At 42.4% G+C, this 20,789-nt stretch carries 25 protein-coding genes; 8 read left to right on the plus strand and 17 right to left on the minus strand.

The window, feature by feature from the left end; all coding sequences use genetic code 11:
* Positions 1-335 precede the first annotated feature (335 nt).
* Both EO93_RS09980 and hxlA read right to left on the minus strand, forming a co-directional pair.
* Positions 336-1,112: an A24 family peptidase C-terminal domain-containing protein gene (locus EO93_RS09980; RefSeq protein ID WP_235284193.1), complete on the minus strand. Its 777-nt coding sequence runs from the start codon at positions 1,110-1,112 to the stop codon at positions 336-338.
* Positions 1,113-1,315: 203 nt separating this feature from the next.
* Complete coding sequence (hxlA, locus tag EO93_RS09985; protein ID WP_082105863.1) at positions 1,316-2,587, minus strand: 3-hexulose-6-phosphate synthase; 1,272 nt, start codon at positions 2,585-2,587, stop codon at positions 1,316-1,318.
* A 414-nt stretch (positions 2,588-3,001) separates the two neighbouring features.
* On the opposite strand from hxlA, the gene EO93_RS09990 reads away from it, so the two are divergent.
* From EO93_RS09990 to pyrI, 3 genes are all read left to right on the plus strand, one after another.
* Entirely contained in the window at positions 3,002-3,481 is a 480-nt protein-coding gene (locus EO93_RS09990) for a DUF5788 family protein (protein ID WP_048162376.1), read from the plus strand.
* A gap of 104 nt (positions 3,482-3,585) precedes the next feature.
* Positions 3,586-4,512, plus strand: a complete 927-nt coding sequence (gene pyrB, locus EO93_RS09995) for an aspartate carbamoyltransferase (protein ID WP_048131269.1) — start codon at positions 3,586-3,588, stop codon at positions 4,510-4,512.
* Positions 4,509-4,979: an aspartate carbamoyltransferase regulatory subunit gene (pyrI, locus tag EO93_RS10000; protein WP_048162378.1), complete on the plus strand. Its 471-nt coding sequence runs from the start codon at positions 4,509-4,511 to the stop codon at positions 4,977-4,979. Before pyrB ends, pyrI begins: the two co-directional genes overlap by 4 nt.
* A gap of 215 nt (positions 4,980-5,194) precedes the next feature.
* Here the strand turns inward: pyrI and EO93_RS10005 are convergent, their stop codons facing one another.
* Positions 5,195-5,659 carry a hypothetical protein gene (locus EO93_RS10005; RefSeq protein ID WP_048162380.1) on the minus strand — a complete coding sequence of 155 codons (465 nt, stop codon included), beginning with the start codon at positions 5,657-5,659 and terminating at the stop codon, positions 5,195-5,197.
* A gap of 643 nt (positions 5,660-6,302) precedes the next feature.
* On the opposite strand from EO93_RS10005, the gene EO93_RS10015 reads away from it, so the two are divergent.
* Positions 6,303-6,776 carry a DUF5788 family protein gene (locus EO93_RS10015; RefSeq protein WP_048162384.1) on the plus strand — a complete coding sequence of 158 codons (474 nt, stop codon included), beginning with the start codon at positions 6,303-6,305 and terminating at the stop codon, positions 6,774-6,776.
* 80 nt (positions 6,777-6,856) lie between these two features.
* Here EO93_RS10015 and EO93_RS10020 read toward each other — a convergent pair whose 3' ends face one another.
* The 5 genes from EO93_RS10020 to EO93_RS10040 form a co-directional block, all read right to left on the minus strand.
* Positions 6,857-7,603 carry a DUF1673 family protein gene (locus EO93_RS10020; protein ID WP_235284194.1) on the minus strand — a complete coding sequence of 249 codons (747 nt, stop codon included), beginning with the start codon at positions 7,601-7,603 and terminating at the stop codon, positions 6,857-6,859.
* An 11-nt stretch (positions 7,604-7,614) separates the two neighbouring features.
* The gene (locus tag EO93_RS10025) at positions 7,615-8,334 is read right to left on the minus strand and encodes a DUF1673 family protein (RefSeq protein ID WP_048162388.1); all 720 of its coding nucleotides are present in this window, start codon (positions 8,332-8,334) and stop codon (positions 7,615-7,617) included.
* Entirely contained in the window at positions 8,335-8,943 is a 609-nt protein-coding gene (locus tag EO93_RS10030; RefSeq protein WP_048162391.1) for a DUF1673 domain-containing protein, read from the minus strand.
* 79 nt (positions 8,944-9,022) lie between these two features.
* Positions 9,023-9,634, minus strand: coding sequence for a DUF1673 family protein (locus EO93_RS10035; protein WP_048162393.1), 612 nt, complete (start codon positions 9,632-9,634; stop codon positions 9,023-9,025).
* Between the two features lie 33 nt (positions 9,635-9,667).
* Positions 9,668-10,123 carry a hypothetical protein gene (locus EO93_RS10040; RefSeq protein ID WP_048162395.1) on the minus strand — a complete coding sequence of 152 codons (456 nt, stop codon included), beginning with the start codon at positions 10,121-10,123 and terminating at the stop codon, positions 9,668-9,670.
* Positions 10,124-10,447: 324 nt separating this feature from the next.
* Here EO93_RS10040 and EO93_RS10045 point away from each other — a divergent pair, with 324 nt between their 5' ends.
* The 3 genes from EO93_RS10045 to EO93_RS10055 all read left to right on the plus strand — a co-directional run bounded on the left by EO93_RS10045 (position 10,448) and on the right by EO93_RS10055 (position 11,933).
* Positions 10,448-10,765, plus strand: coding sequence for a transcriptional regulator (locus EO93_RS10045; protein WP_235283377.1), 318 nt, complete (start codon positions 10,448-10,450; stop codon positions 10,763-10,765).
* 98 nt (positions 10,766-10,863) lie between these two features.
* On the plus strand, positions 10,864-11,439 hold the full coding sequence (locus EO93_RS10050) for a hypothetical protein (protein WP_156161289.1): 576 nt from the start codon (positions 10,864-10,866) through the stop codon (positions 11,437-11,439).
* Positions 11,440-11,516: 77 nt separating this feature from the next.
* Positions 11,517-11,933, plus strand: a complete 417-nt coding sequence (locus EO93_RS10055) for a hypothetical protein (RefSeq protein WP_048162400.1) — start codon at positions 11,517-11,519, stop codon at positions 11,931-11,933.
* Between the two features lie 121 nt (positions 11,934-12,054).
* Here the strand turns inward: EO93_RS10055 and dapB are convergent, their stop codons facing one another.
* The 9 genes from dapB to EO93_RS18475 all read right to left on the minus strand — a co-directional run bounded on the left by dapB (position 12,055) and on the right by EO93_RS18475 (position 19,692).
* Positions 12,055-12,846, minus strand: coding sequence for a 4-hydroxy-tetrahydrodipicolinate reductase (gene dapB / locus EO93_RS10060; RefSeq protein WP_048162402.1), 792 nt, complete (start codon positions 12,844-12,846; stop codon positions 12,055-12,057).
* The gene (gene dapA, locus EO93_RS10065; RefSeq protein WP_048162404.1) at positions 12,843-13,718 is read right to left on the minus strand and encodes a 4-hydroxy-tetrahydrodipicolinate synthase; all 876 of its coding nucleotides are present in this window, start codon (positions 13,716-13,718) and stop codon (positions 12,843-12,845) included. The genes dapB and dapA overlap by 4 nt, the downstream gene beginning before the upstream one ends.
* Positions 13,719-13,776: 58 nt before the next feature.
* Entirely contained in the window at positions 13,777-13,971 is a 195-nt protein-coding gene (locus EO93_RS10070; RefSeq protein ID WP_048131258.1) for a 30S ribosomal protein S17e, read from the minus strand.
* 598 nt (positions 13,972-14,569) lie between these two features.
* The gene (locus tag EO93_RS10075; RefSeq protein WP_048131257.1) at positions 14,570-14,887 is read right to left on the minus strand and encodes a hypothetical protein; all 318 of its coding nucleotides are present in this window, start codon (positions 14,885-14,887) and stop codon (positions 14,570-14,572) included.
* A 418-nt stretch (positions 14,888-15,305) separates the two neighbouring features.
* The gene (locus EO93_RS10080; protein ID WP_048131256.1) at positions 15,306-16,070 is read right to left on the minus strand and encodes a heparan-alpha-glucosaminide N-acetyltransferase; all 765 of its coding nucleotides are present in this window, start codon (positions 16,068-16,070) and stop codon (positions 15,306-15,308) included.
* 116 nt (positions 16,071-16,186) lie between these two features.
* A complete protein-coding gene (locus tag EO93_RS10085; protein ID WP_048162407.1) occupies positions 16,187-17,158 on the minus strand; it encodes a hypothetical protein in 972 nt (323 codons plus the stop codon).
* Positions 17,159-17,429: 271 nt separating this feature from the next.
* Positions 17,430-18,305, minus strand: a complete 876-nt coding sequence (locus tag EO93_RS10090; protein WP_048162409.1) for a CPBP family intramembrane glutamic endopeptidase — start codon at positions 18,303-18,305, stop codon at positions 17,430-17,432.
* A 2-nt stretch (positions 18,306-18,307) separates the two neighbouring features.
* Entirely contained in the window at positions 18,308-19,207 is a 900-nt protein-coding gene (locus EO93_RS10095) for a DUF1616 domain-containing protein (RefSeq protein WP_048162411.1), read from the minus strand.
* A gap of 356 nt (positions 19,208-19,563) precedes the next feature.
* Positions 19,564-19,692: a hypothetical protein gene (locus EO93_RS18475; RefSeq protein ID WP_255350216.1), complete on the minus strand. Its 129-nt coding sequence runs from the start codon at positions 19,690-19,692 to the stop codon at positions 19,564-19,566.
* A gap of 90 nt (positions 19,693-19,782) precedes the next feature.
* Here EO93_RS18475 and EO93_RS10100 point away from each other — a divergent pair, with 90 nt between their 5' ends.
* Positions 19,783-20,679, plus strand: coding sequence for an NAD-dependent epimerase/dehydratase family protein (locus tag EO93_RS10100; RefSeq protein ID WP_048162412.1), 897 nt, complete (start codon positions 19,783-19,785; stop codon positions 20,677-20,679).
* Positions 20,680-20,789: the final 110 nt, after the last annotated feature.

Raw genomic sequence — 20,789 nt, forward strand, 5'->3', positions numbered from 1 at the left:
GAAATGAACATGAAAATAAGATCAACTGGAAGTTTACGAGAAAAGTTGCTGATGAGAAAATGTCTAAATATTATGCACCATAATTAAGTTTCTAAGACACTAGGAGCCCCATGCACATCATTGCGAGGGCAATGACTACAATACGGCTTACGGCTTTCTCATCATATGTGAATTTTCCTAAGAACCCTGAACCCGAAATAGCTTCATCCCCATCGTAGAATCAATTTACATCCGTCATATTAATTTATTAATACTGTTATGCGTCTCAATGTATAAAAAAGTTTCAAAAGACACCGGTTCTTTATCAATCCTTAATCAGGTCTTAGATGATGTACTTATTTACCTATAAAAAAGTAAAATCGGGAAAGAATTTCTGTCAGGAAATAATAAATGAGATCTCCTAATATGACTGCCAGAACAAAACTTGCTGTTATGGGAATCATGAATGGAAGTCCTGGAGTTACCCAGACAGTGCTGCCAAGGAGTCCCTGCTTTTCGTGTGCCTCAAGTCGGGAGAGCATATTATGGTTTACAGTAATTCCTCTGCCTGCAAAAAAAGGATATAACTTCCCGTTATTCAGCTCAAAACGTTCAGCTAGCCGGATGTGCCTGCCTTTCTCCAGAAGTCTTCGCAGATCTTTAATGTTTATCCTGTATGCAAAGAGCATATAAAATGGCTTTTTGAGCATATCAGGAGTAAAATGAAGAAGGTTGTAACAGAAAAGTCCTAACGGAACGGCAGCGGTAAGAAGGAAGGAATTTTCAAGAACAGTAAGTGCAAAGAGCCCTGCAGGAGGAAATCCAAGCAGGGGAAAAGTGTAGCCGTGAAACTCAAGGGCAGGGTAAACCGGGATAAGAGTCCCGATCACTATCAGTGCTTTTGCATCTGCGCCTCCGAAAACCCTGCTCCTGAAAAGCAGATAAACCAGAAATAAACTGGAAAAAAAAGAAAAAACTAACTGGAAAAGAAAGTAAATTCCCCCCTTCACAATCTCATATATTAAGAAACCTGAAAGGGAAAGAAGCATAAGCTTCCATACACGGTTTGGAACCCTGCGGGTTTTCAGGTCCAGGTAGGAAGAGTAAAGGAGAAAAGGCAGACAGGCTGCCAATTTCAAAATTTCTATCATGTATAGTTTTCTACTCTTTTGATTTGTGTATTTCTCCGGTTACAATCTTTTATCTTACTGGGTTTTATTATTTTCTGCAGCTTCTTTAGTTTAGTTTTTATTTCAGGTTTTGATTCCCGGTTCTTACCTCTGTTTTTATTCCTGCTTTACTTCCGGTTTCTGAAGTTTCCTGAGGATAACTTTTTTCAAAGTTTTTCCCATTTCTTGAGTTCCAGGATTTCTGAGAGGGTTCCGCCCCTCCGGATCTCATCGTAGATTCTCTTTTCGGTTTTATTTACTTCCTTTGCCCTTCTTGCAAGTTCGTAGGCCCGTTCCCTTGGGACAACCACAACTCCGCTTTCGTCGCCGATTATATAATCCCCGGGTTTTACAGTCTGGCCTCCACAGGTGATTTCAGCATTGATTTCCCCAAAACCTTTCGGATCCCCGGCATTGGGAACTGTATTGCTGGTATAAATTGGGAGCCCAAGAGTTTCTACCTCGTCAATGTCTCTTACAGCACCTTCTATTACCACACCTTCAATTCCTTTGTTCAGACTGCTCAGGGTTGCAAGCCCTCCCCAGCAGGCAATATCCTTACTTTCATTATAAATTACTATTACATTTCCTTCTTTTGCTATATCAATAGCTTCGACTGTTTTTGCCCAGTCTCCGGCAAAAGACTGCACCGTAACGGCAGTTCCCACCATTTTTCCTCTTACGAGAGGATGGATACCTTTCATTGCCCCTTTTTTGTGCATCGCATCCGAAATATTTGGGGTGGAGACTTCCTTAAAGATCTCCCTTATTTCCTGGTCTACGGTTCCCCTGCTCCGGATATCTACAGATTCAGGAGAGTCCACACTCTGCCTTATTTTTCTTGCAGCTTCGGTCACATTGTCAGAACGGGTTATGTTTCCTCCCACTATAACAATCCCGGCACCTGCTTTGACGGCCTGAGCTGCACTTTCGGCATCAAGCCCTCCAGCTACTGCAAGCTGTAAATTCACCTTTTCTGAAATTTCCATTAAAATGGATATTGGGTCTTTTCCAATCATCTGCTGGTCTATGCCTACATGAACGTTCACATAGTCCACACCCAGAGCTTCGAGTTCCACTGCCCGGTTTACAGGGTCCGGAGCCGAGATAAGGTCTGCCATCAACCTGATCCCATATTTGTGGGCTGAACGGAGCGCGTCAAGAATTGTGGAATCATCTGCACTGCCGAGGATGATGGCTACGTCTGCACCGGCTTTTGCAGCCATCTCTACTTCCATGGCTCCTGTATCTACGGTTTTCATGTCGGCAAGAATTGTCCTGTCCGAAAAAGCTTTTCTCATGGCACGGATAGCGTCCATGCCCTCACTTTTGATCAGGGGGGTCCCGATCTCGATCCAGTCAGCACCTCCTGCGATTGCTTCCTTTGCAATCTCAACTGAGCGGTCAAGTTCCAGAAGATCAAGTGCAACCTGAATTATGGGAACGATAGTATCACCTCTATTGGGAAACCGAATAAAGTGAAAAATTGAGTTTTGTATCGGTTTCGCTTCTGTTTTTATTTTTTTAATTTTTATTACATATCTTGAATTTTTAGAACAAATCTTAAATTTTTATTATAGGCTCTAAATTTTTATTATACTCTTAAATTTTTACTATGACCTTTATTACCTTTTTTGATTCACTTATTACCCCTGTTCATTGTTTACTGTTCATTATTTTCTGCTCATTTTTAGTATGTGAGTTCTTCATTATCTATATTGCTTTTCATTCCGGACACTTTTCCTGTAATGGTTAGGTTTTTGCAGTTTCAAATTCGCAGCCGAAAACTCGTCACTAAATAGTTCTCACAAAATTTTTTTATCAGGGAGAACAATCTAGTTTGGGGATAGTTTATGGAAAAGAGCCTTAAAACAGATGATGAAGACGACTTTTCTCAAAAATATATCACTGATGAGGAACGCAGACAGCTTTTATCAGCTCTACATTCCCGTCTCTTCTGGGTCGGGCAGCATATTCCGGATTATGTGGAATTTGAAGGAGAAACATACCCGCTTCATAACTATGTATGGGAACTGATTCAGAAAGAAAACCTCACGGCAAGCGAAAAAGCCGGAATAGATAAATGTATCGATATTATTTCGGCAAAAGAACAAAAGGACGAAAAGGAGCTCGAAGAGAAACCCCTTACACAGGAACAGGCAAAGTCTCTCTATCACGAGACTGCAGGCTTATTGCGTGCGATAATGGATCTTAAAGAAATTGAAAGTGGGGCTCTTAAAGAGAGTTCAAAACGCTTCCAGGAGCAATTTGTCAACCAGAGAGTTAAGGATGCCAGGCTCTGGCTTGAATTCATAAAGAATGTGTCTAAGTAAATTGGCATAACCGATGTGCCAGGCGATGCTTAATTGTTGCAGCGCTAACCTGAAATATTTTCGGAGCAAAGGTTATATCTCTGGGAATCATTTATGAAAACTCGATGCCATTTAAGAACCGACACGTCATCTCAATGAAAGATTTTTCGCGGGAAGAAATCGACTATGTTCTGGATACCGCCGAAAAACTTGAACCTGTTGCCAGGGGCGAGGAAAGGTCCCGGCTGCTGGATGGAAAAATTGTTTCTCTTCTTTTTTTTGAACCAAGCACAAGAACAAGGCTGTCTTTTGAGGTTGCTACGCGGAGGCTTGGAGGACAGGTCCTGAACCTGGGCTCAGTTGAGGCAAGCTCTGTCATGAAAGGGGAAAACCTTGCTGATACTATCCGCGTGATCAGTAAATATGCTGACCTTATCGTGCTGCGTCATCCCCTTGACGGATCGGCACAGATGGCTGCGGAGTTCGCGACTGTCCCTGTGATCAACGGAGGGGATGGTTCTGTTCATCACCCTACCCAGACTTTTCTTGACCTCTACACAATCCGCAGGGAAAGCCATCTTGAAGGCCTGAAAATCGCCATGGCAGGAGACCTTAAATACGGGAGGACTGTCCATTCCCTCTGCCATGCCCTGTCCCTTTATGGGGCCGAAATGACCTTTGTTTCACCTCCGGAACTCAGGATGCCCCCTGAAATTGTCCGGAGTCTTCGGAAGCAAAAGATCCGTGTAAAGGAAACTGATTCTCTTGAGGATATAATAGGGGATGTCGATGTCCTGTATATGACAAGAGTTCAACGGGAGCGTTTTCCTGATCCTGATGAATATGAAAAGGTTAAAAACAGTCTGAGGGTTACAGGCGATCTTTTAAAAGCTGCAGACCCTGACCTTAAGATCCTTCATCCTCTCCCGAGGGTCAATGAGATCTCTCCTGAGGTGGATGAAACCCCCCATGCACGCTATTTCGAGCAGGCTTTCTATGGAGTTCCAATCCGTATGGCACTGCTTGCTCTTGCAATGGGGGCGATTGAGTGAAAGAAAAAAGGGACCTGAAGATTCAGGCAATCGAAAACGGGACTGTGATCGACCACGTAAAGGCTGGACAGGCTCTAAACGTTCTGCGCATCCTGGGAATTTCCAGTGCTTTTCGGGAAACTATCAGTTTTGTGATGAACGCTCCCGGGGCGGGAGGCAAAAAAGACGTTGTTAAGATCGAGGGAAAGGAACTCAGTGTTGAGGAACTTAACAGAATAGCCCTGATCTCTCCTAAAGCTACAATTAATATCATCAGGGATTTTGAAGTGGTTCAGAAAAATGATGTCGTGCTTCCGTCTTATGTGGAAGGCGTTGTACGCTGTACGAATCCAAAATGCATCTCTAACAGCAGCGAACCCATAAAATCCAAATTTTCAGTATTGCAGTCCGAAGAAGAAGGAGTTTCCCTCCACTGCCTGTATTGTGAACACGTAATCTCCGACGAGATCGCGGAAAATCTGCTTTGATCCTTTAAAAAAGCCGTGAAAAGAAGAAGTGCTGATCATCAGGAAAGCCAGATGTTCTTCAGCACTTTTCAGCAAAAGGAAGTCCTCGGCAGTGCGGTACTCCTGCCGAGGAATATGGATCTCTTTTTATCTTGAAATTCCCACCGGTTGCCCGGTGGGATAAAGGATTATAAGTGGTTGACTTAAGTTTTAGCTTGGTTGATATTGTTTTTTAATTATAACTGTCCGTTGTTGTAGGCATCAAGCTTCTTATACAGATATTCTCCGGATGGAATTGAGCACTTTTCTATCTCTGTGCGCTTCTGCCATGCGTCACTGCTTGCCTTTACACCACTGCCCACTGGACCAAAGTACGGGATTGCACCCATCCATTGGTCTGCGTCTTCGATTGTATTATCTATCTGGCATGAGTGACAGTTATTGGCTACATTCAGTCTGGCAGCAACAAGTGCATCGAACATTGTGTAAGTCTTGTCCCCTTTTACAGGCTTCTGCATTATTTCTATTGCTGCAGTTTTACTGTATGAGATCCCTCCAATTTCGATACACTGAACAGGCCATGAGTCTGCATGATTTTTCCAGTAACCGGGGCTTCTACATTCGTTAGTTCCGCAGTCACAGGCTGCTGCAACCCCACTCAATGCGATCAGGCAAGCTGTAAGTACTAAGATTTTAGTCAAATACCTCAGTTTTTCACCTCATTCTCTATTTAGGAGGAAAAATGATCTTCTGGAATCAGAAAAGGAAATATTATATTCAATATTTCTACCTCTTCCCCAGGCTCCTTATCTGACTACTAGTTAGTCTAAATTCCCCCCATAGATAATAATTCTCTTAAATATTTAATACTTGTCTGTATATAATTAATACATCTGTTTTAAATGGACTAATCTAATTAATTATATGGTCGCTATGAAATAAATCATCCTTTCTTCTTTTTAAAGGCATAATGCAGCTGTTTTTTAAAACAAAAAAGAGGAATAGATCATAACTGGACAATAAACTCTTCAATCTATTTTGTATGCGTGGGTAAAAAATTAATAATGATAAATGGAAATTAAGTAAAAAAATTACTCCAGTAAGATTCAAGTGCAGTATATGTGGGCTTGAAAAATTGGCTTGAAAATGCGACAAATCTGAGGTCTTCCGGTATTCTCTCCGGGTAAGATAAGTCCTTTTCCGGATGCCAGTTCAGTAGATTTTCACAGTTTACTCTTACACTTTCAATGTAGATTAAAACGGTTTTCCGGGCAGGAATGGAAAAGAATAAGAGCCCGGGCGGATAAATCATAAAAGTATGTCTGGATTTGAGGGGAAGAGTTCATGCTGAAAGATGAGAACAAAACAAACAAAACCGAATCAGAATATCTTGGTTCTCAGGAGCGTAACAAACTCCTCTGGAGCCTCAGGAGCGACTTTGTCTGGGCCGGGAAGAAAATCCCTGAAAGCGTGGAGATTGACGGTGAGGAGTACAGGCTGCGGGATATGGTCCGGGAACTGGGGGAAAAAGAACCCCTCAATCCCGACGAAGCTGTCAAAATCAGGACTCTTATCCCGAAACTGAAGGAAAGGGCAAAAGCAGATGAAGAACTGCTGGAAACCGAGGAACTTACAAAGGCAGAGGCAGAAGCTCTCTATGAGGAGGCAGCCGGGCTTTTGCGGGCGGCAATGGAGCTGAAGGATAAGCTTGAGGGGAAAGGCGGGGAAAAAGGCGTCGATGAATTTAAGAGGATGCTCAATACCCAGAAGGTTGTGGATGAAAAGGGCTTTCAACAACTCTTAAAAAGCCTGAAATAATGAGCTTGTTTATATTTTCCAGGTAATTAGTCTCCAGGGAATCACAATTTCAGAATAATTCCTCTTTTTCCTCTCTTTTCTTATTCCTTCTCGTTTCTGAGGATCGCTATAATTTCTTCCGGTTTTTCAGTATATATCCAAAGTTTCATGTTTGAAAATGTGGTCACTTTAAGAATCCGCTGATAAGGCACTTGGAGTTCGAAGTTGTAATAAAACACAAGGAGATATGTAACTACAAAGAATTGTGGAAGAAATAAGCCGAGTTTTGCGGGGGCTGAAGCTGTTTCTTCCAGCTGTAAATCCTTTATTATCCATTCTATTTTACGATACAGTATAATTGGAATGGTAGTTAGGAAGACTAAGCGCATAAGCCAGCGCAGGGAATGGTTTTCATTCTTCTCTATCGAGATTTGTTTGATGTCCTCTTTTTCAATCACAACTGTCTTACGCATAGGTCTTTTGATTATGATTTTTTCAGGCATTGCCGCGACAGTACTGGAGCGATGGGAAAGTAATAGTGGTATGAGAGGTAAATACAGAATAAGCTCTGAAAGGATAATTGAAAAAGAGTCTTCAGGACTATATGTCCATAGAAGCAAGGAGATTATTAATGCGAAGAGAATGATTATTACAGCCCACAATTCAGGAAAAATGCTAACATGAACATTATAAATTATTTTTTTCTGCAGATTCACGGGAGAGGGTACTGTCTGGCTCCCATTTTCCAATTTAAAGCCAGAAAAGCAGTCTTCCCGCCTTCCTTTCCCGAAGGAGTTTTTCATTGGGCACCAGCTCATCAATTTTCTAAAGTATTTCACGAAAGTCATTTCATACGCCTTCACAAATGCCTTTCAATAAATGATTTAAGCTCTTCAGCCGAGGCTTCATCCGTGACCACGGAATAGTAAGGAGTCCATTCATACCATTTTTTGTGTCTTGTTTTAATATACAGCTGCGTATTCAGGTCCAATAACTGGGTTTTTTGTTTCTTCTCCATAAACAGCAGGAGAGGAAGTATTGAGGCCAGTAGCAGAAGTGGCTTCCATTCTCCTTCTGCAACAGCGATGTAAACAAAGAATCCACAAAGGGCAATTCCTCCAATTACTAAAAGCAGGGACATTTTCTTTGAACGTTTTTCAAGCCGGTATGAAGACACGCTTTCAATCTCTTCATAAGGAATTTCCAAATTCTTCAGCCTGAAGGCCTGCAGGTGTACACCAAATCTGTTTACCAGAACAGCTGCCTTGAAAGTTTTGAGAAATAGAAAGTAGTAACAGGTGTTAAGCAGGAAGAGACCGGCCAGGAAGAGTGTGATGTCCCCTTGATACCTCAGAAGCAGGCTGAAACCTGTATAAAAAAGAAAATAACTCAGAGTTGAATTTGCAGGAAACACTACATTTGAAGTTTGGAATTCCGGACTATTTTCTGTTTTTCCGGAAATTGGGTCCATATTTGTAAAGTAACAGGACTTTTTTGTTTGTGTTGCCATTCTCTTGCAAGCCGGACACCAGCCCATCAGCTTTTTGATCTGGTCAAAAACAAAAGTCTTATTGGGCATCTATTTTTTCTCCTGAATAATGTATGATTTCTTCCATTTTCCGTAACTTTTGTTGAAATAAATTGTTTTGTGGTTCTTTTTCTGCCAATATATTAGCTGGAAATAATTAAGCCACATCCCGATCACTATTCCACCCATAAATGAAAAGGTTACTTGCAAAGAAAAATTTTTTACCATATCTCCGGAAAAAATCCAATAAAAAAGTATTGCGTAGAAAATTAGGGTCATTATTCGACACACTTTTTCCATGCCGGAATAATCGAGAACGAGTTCTTGTGTGAGAGTATCGTACCTATGCATCTGCTTTTTCCAATCAAAAACGAAAAAAATTACGAAAATGAAAAATCCGGCGAGTAAAAAGGTTAGGTTTAGACCTAAGTGATTAATTGCCAGAATATATACGAGTGTAAATAAAGTGTTAATCAGGAGAGTATATGTACTCGTTTTCCGAATCCATCCGAGATTCTTCTGATCTCCATCATCTTCCTTAGCTCTATCCGGGATATCAAATTCAAAAATTCCAAAATTAGTTTGCTGTCTGGCTTCATGTGCTTTTGCATTCGGGCACCATCCCATCAGTTTTTTGATGAATTCTTCTGACCCGTTCATTCCAGTTCCCTCTTTCCTTCAGGGCATGCGTTCCGGGAATATATTGTCCTGAACCCGCCTTCACTTTTCGTACAAATTCTCATTTGCTTCCCCCTGCTTCAGTATCTACCGTGTAAAAAGATGCTTTCTCTACAATCAATGTCTTCTTATTTTTCCGCTCCCAGTAAACCACTTCAAAGTACTGGGTCCAGACAATTAAAATGAAACCTGAGAGAAATGCATATATCTCTTTAATGGAGCTGCCAGTCTTTACAGCGAAATAACAGATGATGAAGCTACCAATGAATATGAGTCCAATTATAATCAGATAGTTAACTAACATCTGTTTCCTGGTTACCTGCAACCTTCCGAATCCTCCGGCAGCAGCTTTGTTGAGTCTGCGCCATTCGGTTACCCCTGTAAATAGGCTGAACACCAAACCTGAGATTATACCTATCATAAATAGGTCCAATCTGTTTTTCCCCTCTGAAATAAAAAAGCCAATAGCCAGCAGCGTGAGAATCAGTGAGTTCAATAGAATCCTGTTGCGGTATTTGTTCCACCATCCCGGAGTGGTGTGGGTTTGTTCTCCAGCACTACCGGATACACTTACCATCAGTTCATCGAATTGCACTGCTTTTCTGGTTTCCATAGCACCCGCATTCGGACACCAGCCCATCAGTTTTCTTATACTTTTTGTGAATACATCCATCGTCTATCTTTCCCCCATTTAATTTGCCTTAAATCAGGCCTGCTCCACCAATTCTTTTAATTTTCCAAATAATTCATCAGCTATTTTTGTGGGGTCTTCCGAACTCTGGAGTTTGAGTTGCATTTCTTCTGCAAAGTCCCAGAGGAGTTCGATACATTCCCTGTACCTTTCGCAAGACCCGCATTCCCCTTCATGTTCGTACCAGACCTGCATTCCATGTTTTACTGAGACAAAGACTATTGCGCTGGTCTTGAAAGGAACTGATCTTCCTAAGAGAATTCCTTTCTTTGAGTCCAGCTTTTCTACTTCTATCCTGTTTGCCCTGGCCATCTCAAGCAGGGATTCTTCAATGCGTTTATCCATACTGAGGAGGGCTCTTGAGATCGCTTGCCTTGAGACCCCGAAACGCTTTGCTATATTGATATTCGGGAGCCCGTTTCGGCGCAGAACCCAGAATTCAAACTGTTTTTCACCTGCCGGAAGGAACATATGTAAACATCCGGATGTTGACTATTTATGCCTTTCTATCTTTCTAATTTTTTGAAGCTAAAATCATAAAAATTTTAACCTTACAGCAGGAATCCTGAATTTTCTCAATAATAGTTTGATGATCTGGCCGGAAAATCTATATGGAATAAGGTCAAAATTTGTTTTCAAGCAGGAATATTTTTTGAATAGTATAATAATTAAATTAGGTTTCACGCTAATCTAAGTTAGAAGCTGAAGATGGAATGAGGGTTTGATATGCAGAAGGAGGATTATTCAGAACAAAGTTTAGAAGTTTTGTTTATTTCGGAAAATTCCCGGAAACTAATGAAGGCTCTCTCCAATGCAAATTCAATAAAAATCCTGAAGCTTCTGGAAACCAGGGGTCTGTCAGCAGGTGAACTTGCAGAAAAGCTCGGTTTGGGCTTAAGCACTCTCAAATATAATCTCGACTCCCTTATCGCTGTAGGTATGATACGGGTTTCAGAGGTAAAATGGAGCCAGAGGGGCAGAAAAATAAAGATCTATGAGCCTGTTGAAAAAATTATAGTCCTTGTCCCCGGCAGCAGGGATGCCAGCAGGGGTTCAGTCCTTGAGCTGCTCCTTCGGTGTAAGGAGGAAGATTTCTGCTTTGGCAGGGACTGATCGCTCTTTAAATCCCTATGGGGTGTGAGGGTTGGCCGGGAAGGGTAGACATGAAACTAAATAAAAGAGTTTCTTTGATCAGTTCAGTTTTTTTCTTTTTGATTCTTTGCTCAGGGTGTATTGACAGTAAAAACTCGGAAACTCAAGCAGAAGAATTGGATTTTACGCTTGTACCCGATAGAACCCGGGTTACTGAAGGAGAACCCTTCAATATCGAGCTTACCCTGACAAACGCAGGAAATACAAATGTAAACGTGTGGAAATTGATGGAACAGATCAGTTATGATATTACTTTTGTGAGTTCGAACGGCTCTTATGTACCTTATGAATGCGGGGTGATTCAAAGGGAGTTGCTAATGGATGACGCCCTTGTGGAACTTCAGCCGGGAGAGTCTCTGAAGATAAACCAGGATTCAAGCTGCTGGACTCTTCCCCCGGGAGAATATACTCTTTTTGCAGAGTATCACACTTCTGGAGGGGAAGATCTCACAAAACCCTACTGGATAGGGCAGACCAGCTCGAATAACGTCAGTATTTTCGTGGAGACCGAAAACAAATCCTCTCTTTCAAAATCTGATGCTTCTACAGGGAACAGACCGCTTGAAGAATCCAGCGCTTCAGATGTGCCTATGACAATTTCAGTTAGCCCTGAGGCCGGCATTGAGATTCAGTAATTGAGATTCAGTAATTGAGATTCAGTAATTGAGATTCAGTAATTGAGATTCAGTCACAGCAATCAGGTGAAATCATTATGAGAAGTTTTAGAAGAAAACTAATGCTCGGAATTTCCCTTCTGGTATTGATATTCATGTTACTGTTTGTGGTCGTCCCCTATCTCATTGCCGGGCCACCGACTCCACTTTTTACTGTCAGGAACCATGACAACGAAGGGCATGAACTCAGGGTAGAAATCTATGACTCGGAAAATAATTCCGTGCTTGATGAAACATATGAACTTGCAGCAGGAGAGGAAGTTTATCATCCCAAACCCTTCCGGTTCCGGGTTCCGGGGTTTGAAATCGTGGATTATACGTTCAAATTCACTCTTGACAACATGTCTACGGAAACATACAGTACGAATGTTCAGCCCTGGAACACTGTTGAAGTCGAACTCTATGCTGACTATGCAGAAGGCCAGCCCCTTTCCATAGGGGAGATTACTGTTTGAATTGAGGGAGCGGAACTTAAATCCATTCTCAAAAATGCCCCCATCTGGCTGGGGTTCAAAAGGATTATCCAAAAAAAGTATAAAATTAAAAATCGGGCTGAATGAGTTTGACTCAATCAGCTCAGAGGCCGAGCACGTCGTCCATATTATAAATTCCGGGGGTTTGCCCGCAGACCCATTCGGCTGCACGGACTGCACCTTTGGCAAAGATCTGGCGGGAATGAGCCATATGCCGGATCTCAATCCTTTCGGAGTTTCCTACGAAAAGTACAGTGTGGTCTCCGGTGATGTCTCCTCCACGCACGGCGTGGATTCCGATTTCCTTGCCGCGGGGGGCTATACCTTCCCTTCCGTATACGTACTCTTTGCCACCCAGAGCCTCACTGATCACATCAGCTGCGCGAAGAGCGGTCCCGCTTGGAGCGTCTTTTTTCTGGTTGTGGTGAGCTTCGATAATCTCTATATCGTAGTCTTCAAGATACTTTGCAGCTTCTCTAAGGAGTTTGAAAAAGACGTTAACTCCTACGGAATAGTTCGGAGATATGACTGCACGTACCTTGTTTTTCCGGATAGCTTCATCAATTACTGTCCGTTGTTCCGGAGTCAGGCCCGTAGTTCCTATTATAAGGTTTACTCCGCATCCTGCGGCAACAGGCGCATTTACAATGGTTGCACCGGCTATAGTAAAGTCGATAAGGACATCAGCCTGAGTCTTTTTCAGGACTGTTTCGAGGTCTTTAACATCTGAAATCTGGATTCCCAGGTTGCCCACATGAGCAAATTCCCCTGCATCCTTTCCGATGTTGCCCACATCAAAAGCAGCAACTAGCTGCATGTTGGTGGAGCAGGTAATGTTTTCTATAATTAAGGAGCCCATCCTGCCGCAGGCTCCGAGTACTGCTGCATTAATCATTCCATTACCCCCAGTTTTCTGAGCTCATTTGCAAGCTTTAACTGGTTGTCGTCGCTTATGGGAGCGAGTGGAAGCCTCAGGTGCCCGCTTGCGAGCCCGATAAGTTCTGCAGCTTTCTTAGCCGGAATCGGGTTTGTTTCAAGGAAAAGGGCACGTATTAGAGGGGCTATCTCGAAATGGATCTTTCTTGCAGTCTCGTAGTCTCCCCTGAGGGCTGCATTTACCATTCCCGACATTTTGTCAGGCACAATATTTGCAACAACTGAAATGACTCCGCTGCCTCCCATGGAAATAATCGGAAGAGTCAGCCCGTCCTCGCCTGAGAGCACCACGAAATCTTCATCTATAGTCTGCTCAAGGATCTGGGAAACTTTGCCGACGTTCCCGCTGGCTTCTTTGATTCCCACGATGTTTTCTACCTTTGCAAGTTTGGTGATAACATCCACAGGCATGTCCTGCCCTGTCCGGGAGGGGACATTGTAGAGGATCATAGGGATATCTACTGCCTCTGCAATTTTCTTGAAGTGAGCAAGCAGGCCTGCAGGATTAGGCTTATTGTAATAGGGAGAGATCAGAAGTACGCCATCAACACCCGCATCTGCGGCATGTTTTGTAAACTGGAGGGCTTCTCCCGTGTTGTTTGAACCTGTTCCTGCAATCACAGGAACCTTTGCGCACTCCACTGCAATGTTGATTACTTCTTCATGCTCCAAAGCGGAAAGGGTTGCCGATTCTCCGGTTGTGCCACAGGGCACGATTCCTGAAACCCCTCCCTCTTCTACAAACGCTATATTCCTTCGTAGACCTTCCCTGTCAATCCTGTCGTCTTTCGTAAAAGGAGTGATCAGGGCAGGCATTGCTCCTTCAAACATATACGATATCCCTGCCTGTTCCCTGGAAATAAGTTCTTTATCTATTCAGTAAACTTATTCAGTAAACTTTCATGCGTGCAACTTTTCTTGTGACGTAGCCTGCAACCCTGTTTCTGATTATTTTGCTCTCAATGGTTGTATACTTTGTCACAAGGAGTTTGTTGGTCTCAAAGTCCTTTGTAAAAACGTCTCCGTAGTTTTCAAGCAGGCTAAATGCAGTTCTTTTGATGTTTGTCTGTCTTATATTTCCCATCGTATCTCCTCTTAGATTTTTGTTTTTTATTCCAGTTATTCAAGTTTTTGTGGTTTGTCTAACCATGTTTCCCTGTGAATTCTGGTTAACGTGAAGTCGGAGAAGGAAGCAGTTCCATAACATGGGTTTTCTTCTATCTCCGATTAATGATTTAGCGGAAACTGGATTCAAAAATTTAACTATACTGATTTTGTCGACTAATAGGTAACTTGAGATTTATAAGTTTTGGGGTGAAAAAGTATTTTCGGGAATGTCCCTACCTTTTCTGTAAATGTTTTTTCTTCTGCCATAGTTTCTGATGTAAATATACACTTAAGTCACTCGAAGGTTTATAGGCGCGGAAAACACAGAAAGTCAGGGAAAACCCCTCTCCTGATGCTATAATCACGGAAGACGCGGAAAGCACTTAACGCTTGTGCCCGTACTTCCTTTATTACGTGTTTTCCGTGGTTCACTTTATATTTAAGAGTAAGTAGAGAAATTTTGGTACGTGACGATAAATACATCCACATCAGTTTGTAAAGTGTTAATTTCTACCGTGAGGACTATATTTCTACCTGTCCCTTCTCACCCTTCAGTTTTTGTTTATTCCTGTTTTTTAATCTCTTCTTTTTAACTTGTTGCTCTTTACATAATCAGTCTTTCCAAGAAAGCGGTCAAGTGTTCCTGCACTCGTAAAAACCGGTTCTCTTACCCCTTTGCGGTTGACAATAAGCCCGAGTAAAACAATAAGCAGACCAAGATCCGGCTTTATCTCAATGCTGATTGCCCCTAAGAGGATCAGGGAAGAAGCTGCAAGCCCCCTGAGGGCACCTTTCCTGTAGGAAAAATACCCCGTTCTTTTAAAAATCCGAATATCTCGAATTGTTAGGAAGAGGGCTACAAAATAGGCAAGCATTGCAATTTCCAGATACATTCTTTTCTCCATTTTCTTTGTGGTTTCGCACTTTTTTATTCCTTACAGGTTGATTCTCAAGAGTTCAACTGTATATACACGGGTAAATCGCGCTGATGATTTTTCAGGGGACAGTGCAAGATTAGTATTGCAGTACGGTTTCTCGTATTGCAATACGTGGATAATTTTATATGTGAAAATATTTCCCGGTTATACGACAATATTGCTTTGTTATGTGAAAACATTACCTGGTTATGTGAAAATATTATCGTTGAGTAGTTACAGATGTAATATTAAATACCGGATAATAATGCAAAATCAGGTACTCTATATAATATATAAAACCAGCAGGTTTAGTTCTTTCTGTCAATTCTGTTTGCGCCAAAAAAGCAGATGAAAAAGCAGTTTTTCGCAGAGGAAACAGGCAGGTAGCAAATATTTAGATCATTCCCGGGTCAAGGAGCCCGCTCAGGAGCAAAAGTCCGAGGAAGAGAGGCTGGTGGATAAAATATATGAACAGGGAATGTTTTCCGATCCAGGAAATGAGTTTCTGAAGCAAGAAGTTCTCGGCTTCCGGGACTTTAAACTGCCTATTTCCATCTTTATAGAGAGAGTTTCCAAGGAAAATTCCTGTAAGAAGTACCCCAAACCAGGGGAACAGAGGGAAATAGTCCAGGGTTATGAAGCCTTCTGGCCTGAAGCCCAACCAGAGAAGAGCAGAAAACCCGAAAGTCCTGTCTTTGAGGTAGAGCCCTATAATGCCAAAAAACAGGCCAAAGAACAGGTTTTCTTTTCCGTACTTCAGGAACGGGTAGGCAAGCACTGCTGAGACTCCGAAAAAGTGCAGGATCCCAAAGAGAATATACTGTCCCGGAAAAAAAATCCAGGTTATTCCTGTAATTATCATTCCCATTGCAAAAAGTCTCAGCCCTCTTTTAAGGTATTTTGAAAAATTTTCCGCAGGCTTTCCTGAGACTCCATTATCAAGACCTCTTGAACGGCTTATGGAAAGAGCGGCTCCGGATATCAGGATAAAAAGGAATGCTGCACCTCTACCTATATATAAAAAAGTGCCGGACCTTAACTCAATATCAGCAAGCCCGAAAAAATCGAGGTCATAGAGAAAATGATATCCGAGCATTAAAATAACGGCAAAACCCCGCAGGCAATCAATTTCCCAGAAGCGGTTTGAGTGCCTTCCCATAAACTTTTTCTCCGAAATGCCCTGAAATCCTGTTACTAAATAACTTTCGACTCCCTTTTAAGAGAACCACACTTATATACTCTACGGGACACAGGGAATAAAGAGGTCAACACTATTTACTTTTTCATCCTGCCCGCCAGTAAAACCCCAAATCCTGCTAAGATACCGGCAAGCAAATAGAAGTAATCGATGACCCGATTCTCATGCTCTTGAATTTCCTGTTCTTTTGCTGATTCTTTTGCTGATTCTTTTGAAGGGACCTCTCCAGCAGTTGCAGCTATAGTATTATCTTCATCCCACGAACTTTCAGCTAGGTAAATACTGCGTTTTTCTTCATTTTCTCTGTCTGTTAGTTCCGTATCTGTGGATTCCTTGCCTGCAAGTGCCATTTCGGAATTTTTTCTCTCCTCAGGCTCTCCGGATGCCCGGACCTGAGAAGAAGCCGGAGGAGCCTGCAAGACAGGGACGTTTCCTTTTGCGTCAAAGATAATTTCCCTTTCCGAATTCCCCAATTTGATTTCAAGTTTTCCTGAAGGAACCGATCCGGTACTGTACCTGTAGCTAAACTTTCCGTCTTTTCCGGCGTTCAGTTTTTGAACTGTTGTGACCTTCAGGTTAACACCTGAAGCTCCATCTTCTGCTATACCGTCTACCCTGACTCTATACTCTCCCGGAGAAACCCCGGAGTGGGACACGGTAGCTATCCCGCCATCTGCCCAGGCGCTCTCTGTCTTTGAGAGAACCATTTTCATTTTAACTTTAAGGTTCTCCACCCCTTCTGCTCTTACAGTAAAGAGGTTATTAAAATTAAGGATTTCAATGTTTTCGAACTCGTAGGTGTACTCTCTCAGGTATACAGGCACTGTCTTTTCAAAGGAAACCGAAACCTCCACTTCTTCTTCAGGAGTGGCAAGTCCGCTGATTATAAGAGTATCCCCGATTTTCGGGTTCTCAGGGCTTACTTCCCAGCCTGTTACCTTTGCAGCGGCATGAGAGGCTGTAGCCCCAAAAAAAAGGATTAGTATAATGAGTAAACAAAACAGGGGCTTCAGTCCTGCTCTGTTAGGTTTGAGCATGAGAGGCTTCATAGTTTTTCTTCCGTATTTATATATTTACATCCCATCTTTTCCTGTACTTTCTTCCCACACTCTGGTGTTTTCCGATTCCATATATTTTCGTTTGCAACTCTGGTAACTTCTCCGATTTTCCTTTTTAACTCATTCTCAAATTCATCTGTTGAAATTCATCTGTTGATATAGTAACGACTTTGATTTTGCATGGGCTTTTAATTTTCGCCTATCTTGCTTAATTTGTGCACTATGTTATGTATAGTTTCTTTTATACTTTTTTCCACAGTGTTTATATCAGTCCCAATCCCGGACCCAGGTGTGGAATTAGCCCAAATAAAAATATGTTTATAAAACCGTGAATCATTACTACGAGAGAAAAGCTTTTTGTTCTGTAAAATAAATACCCAAGTGCGCCTCCCGCAAGAAATGTGTATGCCATCTCGTAAGGGGTGCCATAACTTGAATGCATTATCCCGAATAACAGGCTTGCAAGCAGGATGCCTCCCACAGGCCCTAAAAACTCTTCCAGCCTTGTCTGGACAATCCCTCTGAAGATAAATTCCTCTATCAGGCCGACTACAAAAATCATTATAATTGCGAGTTCCAGCAGGTTAATGGGTGAAAGATCCGGGATAAGAGGGCTGGTCTGGATTAATAAATACTCTGCCTCTGCAAAGATCAGGCCTGCGAGGACAGAAACGGGCAGATAAATCCACATTTTCCTGAGTAAATCTACTTTCCTCTCTCCCGGGATTTTTTGATGAATGGATATGATAGTTGCCGGAATTGTCATAGGTACATATATGAATACGAAAGAGTAAAGGTTGGATTCAAAGAAGATCGGCATTGAAATGTTTACCATGCGAAGAATGGGCAGGAGTATAAGTGCCTGGTGAACTTTGCGTATCTCCATTTTTTTTGAGACCATTATTGAAAGTGAAAGGATGATGAGAATCAGCGTATAGGTTATCGCGGCTTCTTTTATTCTTCCGCTAAAGATTAACAGTTCGGCAAAAGCAATAGCAATAACGGGAGCTCCTGCAGAGAACATCTTTTTTAAGAATCCGGTTTTTTCATCGGTCTGCATTTTAAACATTTTCCCAAGCTCCGGCAAAGAGATCTGTCCTGCTTCCAGTTCTGAAGATGGATAGTCTGGAGATGCCATCTTCAGTCCTCCTTTGTGACATTAATCCAGAGATGCACGTTCCTGTAAGGCACACTTTTTTCGGTTTCATTAAAAAGCAGAAATTCCAGTTTCATGTTCTTTCCCTCAAACGGCGGAGTAAAAGTAACTGGCTCTTTCCAGGATACGTCACGGTCAAGGTTGACATATTTCTGGTTTTCCGGAAGAGGCAGGGAACGATTTTCAAGCCTGATTTCCATTGTATAATCCATAGTCCTGTACTCATGGTTCGTAATCCCTACAACAACTGTTCCACTGTCTCCCAGTGTATAATTTGTGGGGTAGTTCTCAATCATTCTGTCAGGCCCCAGGATATAAAACTCGGTGAACGCTTCTCCTTCTCTGGGATTTCCTATGACATAAGCAAGGCTGCCAAGAGAGGCCAGAATCGAGATTACCAGTAACATTGAAATGGCTCTGTCGGCTCCGGATCTGGTTTCCCCCCGAGTTTCTCCCAGAAGATCTGCCTTCAGAGCAGAGATAGAGGCTTTGACCGGGACTTCAAAAGCTTCAGCTTCAGGCAGCTGGCGTCTTCTGTAATATGCCGCCCCGCACATGAGAATTGTAAAAATGGAAAGCCCTGCGAGGATGGGAACTTCCCTGATTCCCCAGTTAGTGTAGTTCATTCCAAGGCCCATGAGTGGGACCACGGCAATGCTTAATCCTAAGGAAAGCAGGGCTCTTTCAATTCCGTCAATGTCTTTTTTTGCAGGAAGTAGAGCCCCTATCAGGGCATATCCTGGCAAGAAAAGGACCAGAAGAAGTCCAAAGATTGTACGCAGAAAGCTTCCGCTGAGTGCGGGCACAAGTATGAAGATATCAGTAAGGATCACAAGACCTGCCACAAGCAGCAGATCCAGAGGAGATTGTCTGTTTCCAGCCATTTTTATCACTGCTAAAATATTTAGTATTCCATCTTCCTACAATTTATAGTTATGTAAGCTTTCCGCCAATCTTCTATAATTAATTCGATTTATGCTGATTTATGCATATATCCCTATCTTTTTTATACACATGCCGCATTTTGCCCTGCTGCATTTTCCCCACTTTACTCAGCCAGCATTCTCTCTTCAGAGATTGCTACTGCAGAATAATGGAAAACCTGAAAGGAATAATCGATTGAGTAAATCGGCTTAATAAACTGGTAAGTAAGCCACTAATTTGAAGAAACATTTTCTGGAAATTATCCCGCCCCCTCAAGCTGTATGGCTAACTGTAAAGCTGTATGGCTAACTGTACTTTACTTCTCAGTTTCTGGTTTATCGTGAAGACCCGAATTCCCAATTTTTTTTAATTCCCCTGTACCCATAAGGCTTCTTTCTATGAAAATTTTTTCCCTTCTGAAGGGATTTTTCCTGATAATAATCATTTCTTATATCTTTCACTATTTTTCCCGAACTAAGGAACTTTCAGGCTCGCACGGAAAATTTTATTTTATACCTCTTCCTTTTCTCGAAACATGAAAGTGCTGATTACAGGAGGAGCAGGTTTCATAGGCTCCCATTTAGCTGAGTATTTCTCAGAAGCAGGTCATAGTGTAAGGATCCTTGACAATCTTACTACTGGTTTTTCCCGAAATATCCCTCAGCACAGAAATGTTGAATTCATCCAGGGGGATATCTGTGATCCCGCTGTAGTTGAAAAGGCGGTCTCGGACATGGACTGCGTCTTCAATGAAGCTGCCCTGGTATCGGTGCCTCTCAGCTGTGAAAAGCCAGTCGAGGCTTTCCGGATAAACACTCTTGGAACACTTAATGTATTGCAGGCATGCGTCAGGGCAGGAGTTGAAAAATTTGTGACTGCATCCTCAGCTGCAATTTATGGGAATAACCCTGTACTTCCTAAAAGCGAGGGCATGTATCCTGAACCTGCCTCACCTTATGCAATCTCCAAACTTGACGGTGAGTATCTGGCACGAATGTTTTATGAGGACCACGGGCTTCGGACTACCTGCCTGCGTTACTTTAATGTCTACGGTCCGCGCCAGGACCCGAAATCTCCGTACGCAGCCGTTATCCCCCTTTTTTTGGAAAGGGCAAAAGCAGGAAAAGACCTCGTCATTTACGGCGACGGACTTCAGAGCAGGGACTTCGTGCATGTCAGGGATGTTGTCAGGGCAAACGTAGCAGCCCTCGAGCATGGGGATGGTCAGGTCTTCAATGTAGCTATGGGAAAAAGCGTAACAGTCCTGGAGCTTGCTGAGAATATTATTAAACTAACCGGCTCCTCAAGCCAGATCATCCATGCCGCATCAAGGGCAGGAGATGTTCGGGACTCAAGGGCAGATGTCTCAAAAATTGCCGGCTGGTGGAAAGGAGAGATCGAACTGGAACAGGGATTAAAAAGCCTTATTTAAGTCTATAAGGGCCTGATTTTTTAAAACCGGATCAATTATTCAACATGGTAATTTTAAAAATCGAATTTAAACAGGAGAAATAATATCTCCTGTTCGTTCTTACTCTTCAG

This window comes from Methanosarcina sp. 1.H.A.2.2, assembly GCF_000979975.1.
Lineage (GTDB): Archaea > Halobacteriota > Methanosarcinia > Methanosarcinales > Methanosarcinaceae > Methanosarcina.